13 protein-coding genes and 2 pseudogenes are annotated in these 16,292 nt (G+C 41.9%); 9 read left to right on the forward strand and 6 right to left on the reverse strand.

Annotation, left to right across the window (positions count from 1 at the left end; all coding sequences use genetic code 11):
- Positions 1–176: 176 nt before the first annotated feature.
- Positions 177–677, reverse strand: a complete 501-nt coding sequence (locus IWX76_RS03540) for a DinB family protein (protein WP_196858487.1) — start codon at positions 675–677, stop codon at positions 177–179.
- A 225-nt stretch (positions 678–902) separates the two neighbouring features.
- Here IWX76_RS03540 and IWX76_RS03545 point away from each other — a divergent pair, with 225 nt between their 5' ends.
- The 3 genes from IWX76_RS03545 to IWX76_RS03555 all read left to right on the forward strand — a co-directional run bounded on the left by IWX76_RS03545 (position 903) and on the right by IWX76_RS03555 (position 5,236).
- Positions 903–1,358: a hypothetical protein gene (locus tag IWX76_RS03545; protein ID WP_196858488.1), complete on the forward strand. Its 456-nt coding sequence runs from the start codon at positions 903–905 to the stop codon at positions 1,356–1,358.
- 2 nt (positions 1,359–1,360) lie between these two features.
- Entirely contained in the window at positions 1,361–1,969 is a 609-nt protein-coding gene (locus IWX76_RS03550) for an alpha-ketoglutarate-dependent dioxygenase AlkB family protein (RefSeq protein WP_196858489.1), read from the forward strand.
- A 201-nt stretch (positions 1,970–2,170) separates the two neighbouring features.
- Positions 2,171–5,236, forward strand: a complete 3,066-nt coding sequence (locus IWX76_RS03555) for a beta-L-arabinofuranosidase domain-containing protein (RefSeq protein WP_196858490.1) — start codon at positions 2,171–2,173, stop codon at positions 5,234–5,236.
- 93 nt (positions 5,237–5,329) lie between these two features.
- Here IWX76_RS03555 and IWX76_RS03560 read toward each other — a convergent pair whose 3' ends face one another.
- The gene (locus tag IWX76_RS03560; protein ID WP_196858491.1) at positions 5,330–5,905 is read right to left on the reverse strand and encodes an SAM-dependent methyltransferase; all 576 of its coding nucleotides are present in this window, start codon (positions 5,903–5,905) and stop codon (positions 5,330–5,332) included.
- Between the two features lie 68 nt (positions 5,906–5,973).
- Positions 5,974–7,356 (reverse strand): APC family permease, encoded by a 1,383-nt coding sequence (locus IWX76_RS03565; RefSeq protein WP_196858492.1) that lies wholly within the window; start codon positions 7,354–7,356, stop codon positions 5,974–5,976.
- Between the two features lie 164 nt (positions 7,357–7,520).
- On the opposite strand from IWX76_RS03565, the gene IWX76_RS03570 reads away from it, so the two are divergent.
- Positions 7,521–8,351: a universal stress protein gene (locus IWX76_RS03570; RefSeq protein WP_196858493.1), complete on the forward strand. Its 831-nt coding sequence runs from the start codon at positions 7,521–7,523 to the stop codon at positions 8,349–8,351.
- A gap of 38 nt (positions 8,352–8,389) precedes the next feature.
- Here IWX76_RS03570 and IWX76_RS18150 read toward each other — a convergent pair whose 3' ends face one another.
- From IWX76_RS18150 to IWX76_RS18160, 3 genes and pseudogenes are all read right to left on the reverse strand, one after another.
- Positions 8,390–8,851, reverse strand: a complete 462-nt coding sequence (locus tag IWX76_RS18150) for a sensor histidine kinase (protein ID WP_442952250.1) — start codon at positions 8,849–8,851, stop codon at positions 8,390–8,392.
- Between the two features lie 66 nt (positions 8,852–8,917).
- A pseudogene (locus IWX76_RS18155) lies at positions 8,918–9,010 on the reverse strand (hypothetical protein); the annotation flags it as partial.
- A 78-nt stretch (positions 9,011–9,088) separates the two neighbouring features.
- Positions 9,089–9,553 (reverse strand): annotated as a pseudogene (locus IWX76_RS18160) (PAS domain S-box protein); the annotation flags it as partial.
- Between the two features lie 126 nt (positions 9,554–9,679).
- Here IWX76_RS18160 and IWX76_RS03580 point away from each other — a divergent pair.
- The 5 genes from IWX76_RS03580 to IWX76_RS03600 all read left to right on the forward strand — a co-directional run bounded on the left by IWX76_RS03580 (position 9,680) and on the right by IWX76_RS03600 (position 16,131).
- Complete coding sequence (locus IWX76_RS03580) at positions 9,680–10,096, forward strand: Fur family transcriptional regulator (RefSeq protein WP_196858495.1); 417 nt, start codon at positions 9,680–9,682, stop codon at positions 10,094–10,096.
- Between the two features lie 68 nt (positions 10,097–10,164).
- Positions 10,165–10,509 (forward strand): hypothetical protein, encoded by a 345-nt coding sequence (locus IWX76_RS03585; protein ID WP_196858496.1) that lies wholly within the window; start codon positions 10,165–10,167, stop codon positions 10,507–10,509.
- Positions 10,510–10,594: 85 nt separating this feature from the next.
- Positions 10,595–12,697, forward strand: a complete 2,103-nt coding sequence (locus tag IWX76_RS03590; protein ID WP_196858497.1) for a TonB-dependent receptor — start codon at positions 10,595–10,597, stop codon at positions 12,695–12,697.
- A gap of 20 nt (positions 12,698–12,717) precedes the next feature.
- Positions 12,718–13,356 (forward strand): hypothetical protein, encoded by a 639-nt coding sequence (locus IWX76_RS03595; RefSeq protein ID WP_196858498.1) that lies wholly within the window; start codon positions 12,718–12,720, stop codon positions 13,354–13,356.
- A gap of 312 nt (positions 13,357–13,668) precedes the next feature.
- Positions 13,669–16,131 carry a transglycosylase domain-containing protein gene (locus tag IWX76_RS03600; RefSeq protein ID WP_196858499.1) on the forward strand — a complete coding sequence of 821 codons (2,463 nt, stop codon included), beginning with the start codon at positions 13,669–13,671 and terminating at the stop codon, positions 16,129–16,131.
- The last annotated feature ends 161 nt before the right edge of the window (positions 16,132–16,292 follow it).

Raw genomic sequence — 16,292 nt, forward strand, 5'->3', positions numbered from 1 at the left:
AACACGGATTCATGTCGTATTCATCTTGCTTTCATTGGGAGCTTGTATGATGTCAAAATGATGTGATTCTGGCTGAATGACTTTCTTATCTTTAATTAATAAAATTGTATATTTCGTTATTATAATAATACACCAGCAATTAAAAAACTACAGGTGCTAGAAATTACAGTGTCATTTTATTCTGGTACTTCCAGCCCCATTTCCAACCATTCCTCCTTAGACGGGCCATATATTCCTGGAACCGGTAAACCCAGTATCCGCATGATCACCGTCATTTGCCCACGGTGGTGGCTTTGGTGTGAAATCAATACACGCAATACTGTTCCTTTCGCCCATTGCTCGCCATACATTTCTACCTTTTCTGCTAATGCCGAATCTGTCCATTTTGAATGGACTGCTTTGGCAATCTGAGCAGCATAATTCTCATAAACGGAAGCAAGCTCAGTCATAGTTACAGGCTTGTTCTCCTGTTCTAGAAGATCGGCCGCAAACAAACCTGCCCGGTGACCCATTTCAGTAAGTGTTTGTGTGAGGTGCCAGGCCAATCGTTCTAATGAACGTACGTCTGGATGGATATTATGCGCACACGTATCATTGGAAATTCTTTCCAGAACTTTAACAGTCGCTGCCGTTTCATATTGCCAGTCAGCTACAAAATCATTGATGTTTCTATACATATTAAAAGCTTTTATTTTAAAAATTAGGTAAAGCAAATATATAAAAGCAACTAATATAATTAGTAATCTTAGGTAAAATAAAAACTAATATTATTAGCTTTAGTTTGGATTTATGGACGGTTGTTCTTTAATTTTGTGAAAACCAACGAGATGACCATTAGGAAAGTTCAATGGTTAAAGATTGAAAGTAACAATTTATGTATACACCCATAAACATTGAACTAAATGATTGAACTGATCTATTTTCCTCCACCAGATGCACAAAAAGCCTACCAGTTGATTCAGTTCCACACCGGAGAACCCTGGAATGTGGTGGAAGATGGGGAACTTTTAGCTAGTATTGAAAAGTTGAACGGAACCTGGCGTAGCATGGGCGACACGAAGCTTAATGACCTGCTCATCCAAAGTATTGGAGTTCTGATTGACAAACAACATTTCAACCGTTTACCTCTGGAGATCAAAAAACACTGGACAGAATATGTACAGGAGGCCATTGCTCAAGGTGACAACCAGTACATGGTCATCTGCAAACCTGAGATCGATTTTAACCGGTTTGAAAAAGTATTTCGAACCTATATTCCCGGACTGGTTAGTGATGACTGGGAAATCCGTTTCCGCGTGTATAATGCAGAGATGTCCAGTGATTTCGAGGTGTTTGTTAGACATAAACTACTGATTTAATCATGGAACAACTTAGTTTTTTTAAAGAAGCCGGCCAAACGCCTGGTTTGCCGCCCGAGTTATTGGAATACCATCCAGGTTTTTGCGATGAACAGCAAAGTAAATATTTGCTGGAAAAGCTGATTGCAGATACCCCCTGGTCTCAAAAGGTAGTTCAGATGTACGATAAACAGGTCGTGACCCCAAGACTTACGGCCTGGTATGCCGATCCTGCTATACATGATTATACCACCATGCTCCGTGCTGTACCACATCCCTGGACAGCTGACCTTCGGCTGCTCAAGGAAAAAGTAGAGCAGTTAGCGGGCATTACATTCAACAGTGTTTTACTAAACTATTATCGCGATGGAAATGATTCAGTGGCCTGGCATAGTGATAACGAAAAAGCCTTAGGGACACATCCCATAATTGCTTCGGTGAGTTTTGGGCAGGTACGTTCTTTTGATATCAGGAACAAACATGATCATCGCAGTAAATATGCAATTAAACTGGAAAGTGGTTCGCTGATGATCATGAAGGGCGACCTGCAGCAGCATTGGGAACACCGAATTGCCAAATCTTTGAAGCCGATGAAACCAAGGATTAACCTTACTTTTAGGGTGGTGATCTGATTACCACACCAGTTAAGATCAAGTCATTATTTGCTAAAATAGACCCAGCAGAACACACCTATTCTTCCTAGTTTTATAAAATTAACAAATCACCTAATAGAAGCTTTTGATTTGTAATTAAATACACCGGAGGCTTAACCTGTTGTACGCAATTTAATGTGTCCTGGAATGCTGTTTAACTATTAATGAAATGATTAAAATATGAAAATGTACAAGGTAGGCTGTCGGCTCATGGTATTTATTGCGATTTTGCTGCAGGGTGTTCAAAGCGCCCAGGCGCAAAATGGCGACCAGATATTGGATGGGATTGGTGAAACAGGAATGGTTGCACGTTATGTGTTTAATGGCGATTTTAAAGATTGGTCGCGTAATAATCTCCATGCTAAATTCCACGGTACGGAAGCTAAATTTATTAAAGACGAGCGTTTTGGTAAAGTGTTATCCCTTAACGGGGAAAACAACGCTTTTGTGAGCATTCCGGCAGATGCCTTAACAGACCTGGAATCAGTAACCATATCAGGTTGGGTATTCATGCGTTCGGCAGAAGCTGGCCAACGTTTTTTCGATTTTGGAAAGGATGGCAAACAACATTTTTTTACTGCTCCTGTTGGCACCAAGGTCCATAAGGGACTTCAGGTATCTATATCCAAACAGGGAACACAGAACCCTGGAGCGGTGTCAACAGCTTTGCCCACCAATAAATGGGTTCACCTGGCCATCGTCATCGATGTGGCTTCCAAGTCTATGGTAACCTATGTAGATAGTAAACCGGTAGCCGAAGTGAAGAACAACGCAATAGACCTGGCTACCTTTTTTGACCAGCAAGGCAGCCAAAAACCATTATTATACATTGGAAAATCGTTATTGGCGGGAGACCCCAATCTGAATGCCCTGATTCATGATTTCCGCATTTACCGGGTTCCCTTAAGTAACAAACAGGTTGCCGGCATCTATTTCAATGCCTTGAAAGTGGTTCGTGAAGATGCTGCAAAAATGGGTAAAGCTGAAGATAACCTGCCACAATTTCCTGCCAACACACCACAGCTTTACAACAGTTTTCTAGTTAAGGTGGATGATGTGGAAGTGGAGACCGAAGTTGGAAATTTACCTCGCTTACCAAGCTATACACAAGGAAGTTACCGGAATAACATGGATGGTCAGAAAGTACGTGTGCTTTGGCCAGCAGATGTAAATAATGTGGCCGTATTAAAGCCTGGACGTTATACCATTACTGGCCGCGTTGCCGGCACAGATTTAAAGCCAAAAGCTTTTGTTACCGTAAAAGCATCCGGTAAATCAAATACACCTGATTTAAAACTGGAAGCTTTTAATTTAGACCAGGTGGCCTTGAAAAGTGATGCCCAGAATCAAGAAACTAAGTTTGTTGAAAATCGGGATAAGTTTTTGACCACTTTAGCAGCAACCGACCCTAACTCTTTTCTCTACATGTTTCGCCATGCTTATGGACAGCCACAGCCTGTGGGCGCAAAACCTTTGGGTGTGTGGGACAGTGAGGACACGAAATTAAGGGGTCATGCCACCGGCCACTACCTTACCGCTATAGCACAAGCTTATGCAAGCACAGGGTATGACAAAACACTACAGGACAATTTTGCTAAAAAAATGGAAGATATGGTGAACACACTATACACCTTATCCCAACTCTCAGGCACAGCAAAGACTGGGGCTTCGGCTGCTGTGGCTGATCCTGCAGCTGTACCACTTGGCAAAGGAAAGACTAGCTACGATTCGGATTTGAGCTCAGCGGGCATCCGTAACGACTACTGGAATTGGGGAAAAGGGTTTATCAGCGCCTATCCGCCAGATCAATTTATCATGCTAGAGCATGGCGCCTCCTATGGTGGTCAGAAAACGCAAATATGGGCACCCTATTACACTTTACATAAAATTCTGGCCGGCTTAATGGATGTGTATGAAGTGAGTGGCAATAAAAAAGCGCTACAAGTGGCGGAAGGCATGAGCGACTGGGTATATACCCGCCTGAGTAAGCTGCCAACCGAGACGTTGATTAAAATGTGGAATACCTATATTGCTGGTGAATTTGGTGGCATGAATGAATCCATGGCCCGTTTGTACCGACTTACAAATGACCAAAAATATTTAAAAACTGCGCAACTATTTGATAATATCGAGATGTTTTATGGCGATGCTGAACATTCTCATGGACTGGCTAAAAATGTAGATACTTTCCGGGGTTTACATGCCAATCAGCATATCCCTCAAATAGTAGGCAGTATCGAAATGTACCGGGTATCTCAAAATCCGGAGTATTATAAAGTAGCCGATAACTTCTGGTACAAAACTGTTAACGACTATATGTATAGCATAGGCGGTGTTGCAGGCGCACGTAATCCGGCTAATGCAGAATGTTTTATTAGTCAGCCGGCAACTTTGTATGAAAACGGTTTCTCTGCCGGTGGACAAAACGAAACCTGTGCCACTTATAACATGCTGAAATTAACCCGTAACTTATTTCTTTTTGATCAGCGGGCGGAATTGATGGACTATTACGAACGTGGATTATACAACCACATTCTGGCTTCTGTTGCTAAAGATAGCCCGGCTAATACTTATCACGTGCCAATCAGGCCAGGTGCTGTTAAACAGTTTGGCAATCCACATATGACAGGTTTTACCTGTTGCAACGGCACGGCTATAGAAAGCAGTACTAAACTGCAGAATTCTATCTACTTTAAAAGTAAGGACAACAGATCGCTATATGTAAACCTTTACGTGCCCTCTACCCTGCAGTGGTCGGAACGCAAGGTCACTATAGAACAATCAACAAGTTTCCCAAAGGAAGACCACACCCGTTTAACGGTAAAAGGCAGTGGAAAATTTGATATCCATGTACGTGTGCCGGGTTGGGCTACTAAAGGATTTTTTGTAAAGATTAATGGTAAAGAACAAAAGCTAAACGCTGAACCAGGAAGCTACCTGAAGCTGAGTCGCCATTGGAAAGATGGTGATGCCATTGAATTAAAAATGCCTTTCCAGTTTCACCTGGATCCGGTAATGGACCAGCAAAATATTGCAAGTCTTTTTTACGGACCGATATTGCTGGCTGCACAGGAGCCTGAAGCAAGAAAAGAGTGGCGTAAAGTAAGCCTGGACGCTCAGGATATCAGCAAGTCGATTCATGGTGACCCTGCAACTTTAGAATTTACGATTGACAATGTGGTTTTTAAACCGTTTTATGAAACCTACGGCCGTCATTCTGTTTATGTAGATGTTACTTTAAAATAAGCTTTAATGGCTAATGCCTGATTCGTATATAAAATAAAAAAGCCGCTGCATAGGTGATATGCAGCAGCTTTTCATTTTCAAGTAGTTAACCAATTATTCTGTTTTAACAGCCTTTTTGCCTGGCACAGTCCAGTAATAAATGGTGGCCCCGTCTACAATTTCCGTTTTTTCTGGTTTCCAGTCGCCCATATCAAATGCATGCGAAACAATACGTGTTCCTGGTTTTAAGGCTAGAATTTTAGGGCGCAATTTCATGTTTACCGAAGGCAGAAGGTACATGGTAATCACGGTAGCCTTATTTAAATCAGTTTGAAACAGGTCGGCATTCACAAACTTCACCTTACCTGTTACTCCGGCTTCTTTGGCATTTTCATTGGCTTCAGCTATCCTTTCCGGATCAATATCAAAACCCACGCCTGTTATTCCATATTCTTTTGCTGCCGTGACCACAATCCGGCCATCACCACAGCCAAGATCGTATAGCACATCACCTTTTTTAAGTTTAGCCATTTTTAACATGGCTTCTACCACCGGTGGCCGGGTGGGCACATAAGGAACATCTAGTTTGGGTTTCGGCTTTGTCGTTTGCTGTGTTTCCTGGGCAGCTATAGGCGCAAAGCCGCCAACAACTAAAAGCATACAGAGGAGGAGTGTTTTTGCTGGTTTCATATTCTTTTCGTTAAGGTAAGTTCGTACGAGTTAATTATTAACTTACTGACATACAAGTAGATTAACACTTATTCAACAACGATGGGCTGACTTTGTTTAGCCGGAGCCCGTCGATTTTTTAAATGAAAAATAAACAATACCACTACCCCTGTGGCCAGCACAGCCACACCAACCAGTGCGCCAATTCCGGTATAGGCAAGACTTGAATACAACAGGTAGGCACTGGTGCAACAGAAAATAAGTGGTAGTACAGGGTATAAAGGCACCCGGAATGGACGTGGCGCATTTGGCTCTTTTTTACGTAAAACAAATAAGGAAATACCGACCAAAAGAAAGAAAAACCAGAAAACAGGCGCCGTATAATCGATGATGGTTTCAAAGCCACTGCGGGTAAACAGGCCCAGGCTAATGAGCGCTAGCGAAATTATACCTTGTACAATAAAAGCATTTAACGGACCTGAAGTATTGTGGTTCCATTTACCCAAGGCCGAGAAAACGGGGAAATCTTTTCCCATGGCATAATTGGTTCTGGCCCCGGTAAATATGGTGGCATTAACGGAAGTTAAAGCAGAAACGGCAACGATGATCCCAATAAGCCATACGCCTGTAGGTCCCCACACCTGTTGCAACAGGTCTACACCTACGGCATCTGAATTGGCCATGGCCTGATGACCCAATGCCCGAAGAAATGCCAGGTTAATGAGTAAATATATTGCCGTAATGATGCCCAGGCTTATTAACAACACCTTTACCATTCGCCTGCGACCATCCTTTAATTCTGCAGAGATATAGGCTGCTTCATTCCAGCCTCCAAAAGTAAGTAACACGAAAACCATGGCCAGACCGATAAAATCGCCAGAACCAGCACTGCTAACCGGGGCAGCAGCCACCCTACTTTCAACCAATGGTGGGGCAAAAATTAATCCGGCTGCAATGACTAATAAAGCTCCAAAAATTTCTGTTGCTGTAAAAAGCTTTTGCACACCAGTACCCAATTTTATACCTGCTACGTTTATGCCCGTTAATACAATGACCACCAAGGCTGCATAAATTACGGAAGAGTATTCACCCAGTCGATAGAGCTGTGTAAAGTAATCGCCAAATATAAAGGCCAGCAAGGCTATAGAGCCTGTTTGAATGACAGTCATCCTGGCCCAGGCAAATAAAAATGCGATACGCTTTCCATAAGCCTTCCTTAAAAAATGATAGTCGCCACCAGCATGAGGGAAAGCCGTGGTCAGCTCTGCATAACATAGGGCACCAATGAGCGAAACGGCACCTCCCAGTACCCAGGCGAGTAAGAAAAGTGTATCATTAGCGGTATTTGCGGCCACCAGGGAGGGCGTTCTGAAGATTCCTGCACCAATGACTATACCAACGATGATGGCAACGGCATCACTTAAACTTAATTGAGGTTTTGGTCCTGATGCTTCGTTTTTTTGACTAGCCATTTGCGTTCACCTTAAAGTTTTACCAATCTTTCCAAACTATTACAATTTAAAGTTGTATAATGTTTAGTCAAGCCCGGCACAATATAAATGAACCTCATCTACAACCGGTGCCTGAAGGACTAAATTGATATTAGCAATTGTAATTACACATTAACTCCCTACAAATGAATAAGATACTCGTAACGACCGATTTTTCCAGTAATTCACAGGCAGCCATACGTTTTGCCATACAATTGGCCTCGCAGCAATTGCATCATTTAACTTTTTTCCATTCTACCAATATCGAAAGGCCAACACAATGGAGCACTGCTGTTTACCAGTCGCATGAAAATAGCGAATCGACTAAAGTACTGAGAAAGTTGCAGGCCTTTGTTGCAGAAACTTATGAAAGCATGGGCTTACAGCCCATAGAATTTGATTGTGTAGTTAAAAACAATGCAGCTACAGATCGCAATATTATACAATATGCGGAGGAAAACGGGTACCACTACATTTGCCTCAGCAGAAATGGAGAAAACAAAAGCAGCATGTGGTTTGGTTCCAATACATCACACCTGATTAATAAATCGCATATTCCCGTGATTGCAGTACCTAGCAATTACCAGGGAGGCAAGATTACAAAGGTAGCCTATGCTGCTGATTTGAAACATCTGGATACAGAACTTGACTTGGTCGTATCTTTTACACAACCTTTGGATGCACAATTAGAATTGCTCCATTTCACTAATCCAGGCGATGAACTGATAGAACCGGCACAAAAAGAAGCCATCAATAAAAAAATAAGTGAATACCAGTTGATTACCCATTTCGAAAAACTGGATATCGAGAAAACATTGATTGTCAACATGAATGAAGCCTTTGAAAAGTCAAAACCATCGATGGTGATTATGTTTACCCAACAAAACAGGAGTTTCTTTGAAAAGATTTTCTCTTCAAGCATCTCGGCCGAATACGCTACCATGTCGGATATTCCGCTATTGGTTTTCAAAAAGTAAACGACACTTACCTGCACCTGTTAAGGCAAGGTGCAGGTTTAATCTTTAGTCACATGAGGTAACGTAAACCAAAAAGCAGAACCCTTACCAGGTTCAGTGTTCACCCCAATTTCCCCCTGGTGTCTCTTGATAATTTCTGCAGAAATATACAAACCTAAACCCAGGCCAGTGCGCCTGTTCCGCTCTTTAGTCACCCGGTAATAACGATTAAAAACTTGCAAGGCACTATCTACGGCTATTCCCGGCCCTTGGTCAATCACCGTAACCTTTACCTTATCCTCCAGGTTCTCTACCTCAATGATGATCTCTTCTGCATCTGGTGCATATTTAACAGCATTGTTAACAAAATTGATCAATACCTGTTCAATTTTATTCTGGTCGGCAAATACCTCCGTATCAAGATCTCCCTTGTTGGTAATATAATGTTTACCATCGACCGGAATATGGTTGCAACATTCTTCCAACACATTAGAAAGGGGGAAATGGATTTTATTCAGCATGAGTTGTCCTTGCTCAATTTTAGTGGAATCAGAAAGATCGTCGACCAGGTGTATCAGCTTTGCGGTATACAACTGGGCGTGCTCGGCCAGGTTGGCAATTTTTGTACTATTCTCTGGTTCTTTTTTGATCACCCGGTTTAACAGCTGTATAACGGCTTTAAGACTAGTAACAGGTGTTTTTAACTCATGACTGGCAATGCCAACAAACTCTTCCTTTTGCAACCGCAGGTTATGTTGTTCGGTAATATCCTCAATCACGGTAAAACCCAGGGTGTCTCCTTGATCCTGAAATAAAATGGAAGTCACATGCACCCAAATGATAGTGCCATCTTTTTTGGACAGACAAGTATCAAGACTAAAAGAAGGGGTTGATTTATGCCATAGGTTTTCTTGAAAAACGTGCCAGTCCTTATGGAATTCTACAGGAGCATAGTCCAGGATGCGGGTTCCAATGACAGCTTTTTCGGACGCGCATCCTAAGAGGGAAACCAAAGCAGGGTTAACTTGCAGAATATTTAAATTAGAATCAATAATCTTATTACCCAATCGCGAAGATTCGAAAACAGTTCTAAAGCGTAGCAATTTAGCCTCGTTGATACCATGAGGACTCAACACCTCCGCCCCTGTGGCCAAAGCCTTCAATTGCTCGTTTTCTTGTTTCAACTGCGCAATTTCGCTTTTAAGTGCTTCTATATTGTCCATGTTATACTGTATATTTCACTGGGACCGTAAAAGTAAAGCTTTATCTACTGAACTCTTGCATGCTTAACCATTTTCAATAAAAACATTAACCATTAAAGTTATCTTTGTTGCATTAACTTGATAAACATGGACACCCAGAAAATATTAACAGAAAACGACCTGAAGCACACCAAACAAAGGGTACGTGTTTTGGAAGAAATTGCCAGGGAAGTTACTGCGGTATCACAACCAGACCTGGAGAAAAAATTGGGTAAGGAAATTGATCGGGTAACCCTTTACCGCATTTTGAACCTGTTTGAAGAAAAAGGAATTCTGCACCGGGTCATAGACCGCCAGGGAACTGCAAATTATGCGGTTTGTGCACCTAACTGCACAGCCAACCACCATCATGATGAACATGTTCATTTTAATTGCATCGTATGTCAAAAAATATATTGTCTGCCCGTTGCATTGCCTAAATTAAAATTACCCGCAGGTTTCACTACTGAAACCCTGAATGCCATTGCCTATGGTACCTGCGACCACTGTAATAAACAACCTTAGGGGGCATCCCTCTGAATTTATTTTAAATTTATTTCATACTTTACGCAATTAAATGCATCTTTGTTGCAATGAAACAAAGCAACAGGTTTTCTTTAGTAGGCTGTCACCTCATCATTTATATGATGTTGGCGATTTTTGCTGCTATGCCCCTGATGCAGGCTTTTCACCATCACGAGCCCGAAAGTGTTGCCGCTACACAAGATGACCAGCGATTAACCAAGGCACACCTGGACTGTCATTTTTGTCACCAGTTTTCACAAACCCAACCCGTTCCCCTGTTACCGATCCGATTGTTATCCGTGTTATTTTACGGAAGTATTCCTTCCTTATTTCCAATAGATGCGGTTCAGGAACTGATCTTATTGCCCGGTGTAAGCTGGACAAATAAAGGTCCTCCTGTGCTTTCTGCATAGTTTATGCCCTTGTACCCTTTGGTACCTACTATTTCATTAATCACCAGCTGCAGGCACAGCTGAACCATTTCTAATTACTTTTTTTATGCTGAAAGGATTATTAACCGTAATCGGCTTTCCGCTGGCAATTTGCCCTGGCCTATCGTTAGCCCAAGACACCTTACGCCTGCAGGAAGTACAAGTTCATGGGCAACACAGCCCTGTTAAAAGGAATAGTATTTCAACTACTATTTCTGCCAAACAATTGCTAACCACCAAAGGAGGCAACCTGGCCGATGCGCTGGTAGATGTTCCTGGTGTAAGCACCTTGAAAAGTGGCGGCACCATTGCTAAACCTGTTATACATGGCTTACATAGCAACCGTATCCTATTGTTGAATAACGAGGTAAGGTTAGAAGGTCAACAATGGGGAGCAGAGCATGCACCTGAAATAGACCCTTTTATTGCGGAACGCATTCATGTGGTTAAAGGCGCAGAAACCATCCGTTATGGTGCCGAAGCCTTGGGAGGCGTCATTATGGTAGAACCACCTGCCCTACCTAAAACAGCTGACTTTGGCGGCATGTTTAACTTGGTGGGGGCTAGTAATGGTCGCGCGGGTGCCACATCACTCATGCTTAACGGAGGCTTAAAAGCTTTACCGGGATTCGGCTGGCGAATACAACAATCCCTTCGAAAAGCTGGAAACATAAAAACTGCCGATTATTACCTGGGTAATACAGGCCTGAGGGAAAACAATTTTTCTGTGGCATTAGGTTATACTCGCAAAAAATCACAGTACGAAGCTTTTTACAGCAAATTCAACACGGACCTTGGGGTATTATACAGTGCTCATGTAGGCTCTATGGAGGACATTGAAGCCCGCATTGCTTTGGGAAGACCTACTGAACAATACGCTTTCGATTATGGTATTTCAGCGCCAAAACAACGCGTAAACCACCAATTGCTTAAGTTGAAGGTACATTACGACTTTAGCGAAAACCAACAGCTGGACCTGGTCTATGCATTTCAAAACAACCACCGCAGGGAGTATGATTTCCGTCGTGGCGATCGAGAAGCCATTCCCATTACCGACCTGGTATTACGAACTCACACTGTAGATGGACAGTTGACCAGCTATACCAAAAATGGACATAAACGCAATTATGGATTTAATGCGGTAGTGCAGGTGAACAATAACATCCCAGGTACTTTGGCCAATACCTTTATTCCCAACTTTGACACTTATACCACTGGTGCTTTTGTGATGCAGCGCTGGATTACAGGTGACTTTGAACTGGAAGCAGGTCTGCGTTACGACTACAAATATTTCGATGCAGCAGGTTTCAGGTATAGTTACAATATTGAAGGACCAGAAGAGACCATTAATGAACAATACTACGGTGGAGAAAATAGTTTCCATAACGTTACTGGCTCAGCAGGTATGCGCTGGAACCTGCGAAACAATAGCCAACTGATCAGTAATATCGGATTAGCCTGGCGTGCCCCAACGGCAAATGAACTATTTAGTAATGGTTTGCATCATGGCGCTGGTTTATATGAAGTTGGCGATCCGGAGTTAAAAAGTGAACAGGGTTACAAATGGACGACCTCCTTTGAACACAGGGAAGATTTATATACCATTGATGCAGCGGTTTACACACAATACATTAACAATTACATCTACTCAAAACCTGGTTTACAATACAGACAAACCATAAGTGGAACATTCCCTGTGTTTAGTTATGAACAGGCAAACGCTTTTTTCTATGGTGCCGATATCGCAGGAACTTACCAGTTGTTGCCCTCCTTATCTTATCGCCTAACGGCCTCAGTTGTACGAGCGCGAAACCTGGATGACCAGACCCATTTACCCTATATCCCCTCCAATAGAATGGGGCAGCAACTTACATGGAATTTTAACCCACAGAATAATAAAGACCACTACCTGCAATTTGGGCACCAACAGGTAGCGCGCCAAAGCCGCTATGAACAAGGTAGCGATTATGCAGCACCCCCAAATGGTTACACCTTGTTTTCGCTTGCCGCTGGCAGCAGCATAAACCTTGGAAAACAAGTATTGCGTATGCACCTGCAAGCAGATAATCTTTTTAATAATTCCTATAAAGATTACATGAACCGCTATCGGTATTATGCCCATGAGATGGGAAGGAATATCACCATTAGACTCGCTTATCAATTTAATTAACAACACATAAACAACTAACAATGAACAAGTTAAAAAACTACAAATTTGCCATGCTAATTGGCTTTATCGCATTATCATTTACGGCCTGTAAAAAAGATGATCCCATTGCAGAAATCCCTGCCGAAGAAGTAGGAACAGCTGAGCTAAGCTTTTTAGAAGTAGAAGCCGAGCTTCACAACGATCATTACCACTACAATGACATTGCTGGTGCTGTACCACTGACCATTAGTTTTGACCAGGCCGGTTTAGCCCCTGTGGGTACCCATGCGCATTTAACAGAAGGAAAAACGTATAAAGTAAGTCTTAAAGCTTTTGATTTTGCAAAAAGGGAAATGCAACAGGAGTTTGTTGACAAGGCTGATTTACACCAGGCCTTCCTTTTGGGTGCACCTGATGGCGTGTTAACTTACGTATATGCAGACCGCAATGCGGATAACAAAAAAGTTAATGTTGGTGTTACTGGTTACCTTACTGTGAACAAAGCTTCTGCTGGTTTTACTTTCCGTTATGTACTGAGGCATTTGAATCCAGGTGTGAAAGCTAGTCTAACAGCGCAACATTGGAACGCCGCTGATTTTGCCTCCAGGTTTTCTGGAGCAAACGATTTAGACTTAAAGTTCAATTTGCATCCGGTTGCCGCAGGCGACCATGATCACTAAGGTTTACACCTCGATAGGTTTAGAAAAGGGCAGTTTGATAAGGACTTGCCCTTTTCTTGGTTATTAATCACATCAAAAATCCCATTTTGACTGCAAAAAATAAACTACACATTCATTCAATTCATTAAAATTCGCTTTCTTTGCTGCAAATTGTGGCTTTACGCGGTACTGCTTACACAAAAAAACAATTACATTTAACATCCGTGATTATCCGATGTTAATCATCCATAAACCGGTCTGTTTGTTTGATCAGCACTGGCCGATTTAACACTATTTAACTAAAACTGTTAACCATTTTTATGATATTTATCCATGTTTAAAGAGATACATAATAAATACTTACGATACACAGCCATATTTATTTATTCTATTTTACTTTTCTTTTGTGCATTGCAGCTGAATTTTTTAGGGTTATTCGGTTACTCCCCTTCCTATAAAGACATCAAAGCCCCTACACAAAGTGTTGGTTCAGAACTTTATACAGCCGACGGCGTATTGATAGGCCGATATTTTAAAGAAAACAGAACACCTGTAGCCTTCGACCAAATTGCGCCTAGTGTAATTAATGCCCTGATAGCGACCGAAGATGCCCGTTTCTACAAACATATGGGGATCGATTTTATATCCTTAGTTTCAAGTGGTATATCAACAGCCAGTGGTGATAAACGTGGTGGAAGTACCATAACCCAACAACTTGCTAAAAACCTTTACCGCACCCGCTATAATAAATCGCAGGGAGTATTCAAAAGCATTCCAGTGGTGAGTACCATTATGTCCAAGTTAAAAGAATGGATGACCGCAGTAAAGTTAGAAGCTAACTATTCAAAAGAGGAAATCCTAACCATGTATTTAAACACGGTTTCTTTCGGAAATAACGCCTACGGCATCAAAACAGCTGCCCGCACCTATTTTGATAAAGAAACCAACAAACTGGAGGTACCAGAATCGGCTTTGCTGATTGGCATGTTAAAAGCTACAACTTTGTATAACCCCACCAGAAATCCTGAACGTTCTGTAGAACGGAGGAATGTAGCTTTATCACAAATGAACAAATACGGGTTCATCAATACACAGGAATACAACAGGTACAAAAATACCCCCCTAAAACTTAAGGAAGGCCTTGTAGATAACAATGGTGATGAGGACTCTTATCTGCGTACTGCGGTAGCGAAGTACCTGGAGAAATGGTGTGATGACAATGGGTATGACCTGTATGAGGATGGATTAAAGATTTATACAACCATTGATTCTAAACTGCAGAAATATGCGGAGGAAGCTGTTAATGAGCAAATGAAAACTTTGCAAAAACGCTTCTACAATGCATGGGGTAAGGAAGAACCATGGTATGATTCGGAAAATAACAAAGTAGACTTTCCTAATCGCGCCAGGCAAACCCTACCTATTTATGCCATGCTGAAGAAAAAATACGACAACAACCAGGATTCTATTGATGCTTATTTCGACCGCAAAAAGAAAATGACCGTCTTTAGCTGGAGTGGAAATCGCGATACCTTGTTCTCTACCATGGATTCTATACGTTATTACGGTAAAATATTAAATGCAGGGATGATGACCCTCGATCCTTTTGAAGGAAAAATTAAAGTTTGGGTGGGAGGCATAGACCATGAATTTTTCAAATATGACCATGTTAACCAGAGTAAAAGGCAAGCGGGTTCTACCTTTAAACCTTTCGCCTACCTGGCTGCCCTGCAAAGCGGTTTGTCACCCTGCGACACTTTTGTTGATAAACCGGTAAGCATCGCCTATCAGGAGAAAGGGAAAACTGAATACTGGGAACCTAAAAATGCCAGTTATTCCAATACTTACAGCAACATGTCCTTACGTTTAGCCATGGCCAGATCTGTAAATACCATTACGGCACAGGTTACAGAAAAAGTAGGCTCAGACAATGTCGTAAAATGGGCTCATGAGGTTGGAATAGACAGCAAATTACAATCAGTTCCTTCAGTAAGTTTAGGTCCAAATGATGTTTCTGTGTATGAAATGGTAAGGGCCTATGGTACTTTTTTAAATAACGGTATTAAAACCGACCCTATACTTGTAGAGAAAATTACTGACCTGGACGGCAATCTGATCGAGGAGTTTAAAGCCAAAACAAAAAGAGTGCTAACAGAAGAGATTAGTTGGTTAATGCTTTATATGTTGAGGGGTGGTATGGAAGAACCAGGCGGCACTTCACAGGCCCTATGGGAATGGGACCTTTGGAAAAAGAACAACCAGATTGGTGGTAAAACAGGCACCTCATCAGATTATGTGGATGCATGGTACATGGGGATTACGAAAGACCTGGTTACCGGCGTTTGGGTAGGCTGCGATGAACGTACAGCACACTTTAAAAATAGCGAAACTGGCGAAGCTTCGAGAACAGCCCTTCCGATATTTGCTAAGTTTATGGAAAAAGTTTACCATGATGAAACTACAGGTTATACTTATGGTCCTTTCCCTAAGGCAAAAGTAAAAATCAATATTAAATACAATTGTCCTACACCGCGCTACGTGCCCGATACGACCACCCAGGATAGCGTGGCAGTAGATTCGGTTGAACAGCAAGAGCCTGTAGTAGAAGAGCTGGATCCGCTAACTCCGGAACAAATGGAGCTGATTAACCAGCAACAGAAGAAAGCAGGTAACCCGACCACTACACCAGCTGCAGCTACACCACCCATATCGAAAAAAGAAGAGCGGGAATTGAAAAGAAAATTACGGAAAGAAGAAAAAGAAAAGGCTAAATTAGATCCTCCAAACAACAGGTAAACTTTCCTGTATATAACGCTTTACAACTCCTAACCTTTTAAACGATGAAGATAATATCTAAAATTTTTCAACGGTTAATTACAGTCTTATTGCTACTAACGTCAACCTCGTTAGCTGTCCACGCACAGTACTTTGGCCAAAATAGAGTCAGGTATAAAAAC

The organism is Pedobacter sp. CAN_A7 (assembly GCF_015752175.1).
Taxonomy (GTDB): domain Bacteria; phylum Bacteroidota; class Bacteroidia; order Sphingobacteriales; family Sphingobacteriaceae; genus Pedobacter.

What these genes read in the sequence shown, in the direction of transcription:
- IWX76_RS03545 (WP_196858488.1), top strand. Translation starts at nt 903, where the DNA reads ATGATTGAACTGATCTATTTTCCTCCACCAGATGCACAAAAAGCCTAC.
- IWX76_RS03565 (WP_196858492.1), bottom strand. Translation starts at nt 7,356, where the DNA reads ATGGCTAGTCAAAAAAACGAAGCATCAGGACCAAAACCTCAATTAAGT.
- IWX76_RS03580 (WP_196858495.1), top strand. Translation starts at nt 9,680, where the DNA reads ATGGACACCCAGAAAATATTAACAGAAAACGACCTGAAGCACACCAAA.
- IWX76_RS03560 (WP_196858491.1), bottom strand. Translation starts at nt 5,905, where the DNA reads ATGAAACCAGCAAAAACACTCCTCCTCTGTATGCTTTTAGTTGTTGGC.
- IWX76_RS03540 (WP_196858487.1), bottom strand. Translation starts at nt 677, where the DNA reads ATGTATAGAAACATCAATGATTTTGTAGCTGACTGGCAATATGAAACG.
- IWX76_RS03570 (WP_196858493.1), top strand. Translation starts at nt 7,521, where the DNA reads ATGAATAAGATACTCGTAACGACCGATTTTTCCAGTAATTCACAGGCA.
- IWX76_RS03550 (WP_196858489.1), top strand. Translation starts at nt 1,361, where the DNA reads ATGGAACAACTTAGTTTTTTTAAAGAAGCCGGCCAAACGCCTGGTTTG.
- IWX76_RS03585 (WP_196858496.1), top strand. Translation starts at nt 10,165, where the DNA reads ATGAAACAAAGCAACAGGTTTTCTTTAGTAGGCTGTCACCTCATCATT.
- IWX76_RS18150 (WP_442952250.1), bottom strand. Translation starts at nt 8,851, where the DNA reads ATGCTGAATAAAATCCATTTCCCCCTTTCTAATGTGTTGGAAGAATGT.
- IWX76_RS03600 (WP_196858499.1), top strand. Translation starts at nt 13,669, where the DNA reads ATGTTTAAAGAGATACATAATAAATACTTACGATACACAGCCATATTT.
- IWX76_RS03595 (WP_196858498.1), top strand. Translation starts at nt 12,718, where the DNA reads ATGAACAAGTTAAAAAACTACAAATTTGCCATGCTAATTGGCTTTATC.
- IWX76_RS03590 (WP_196858497.1), top strand. Translation starts at nt 10,595, where the DNA reads ATGCTGAAAGGATTATTAACCGTAATCGGCTTTCCGCTGGCAATTTGC.
- IWX76_RS03555 (WP_196858490.1), top strand. Translation starts at nt 2,171, where the DNA reads ATGAAAATGTACAAGGTAGGCTGTCGGCTCATGGTATTTATTGCGATT.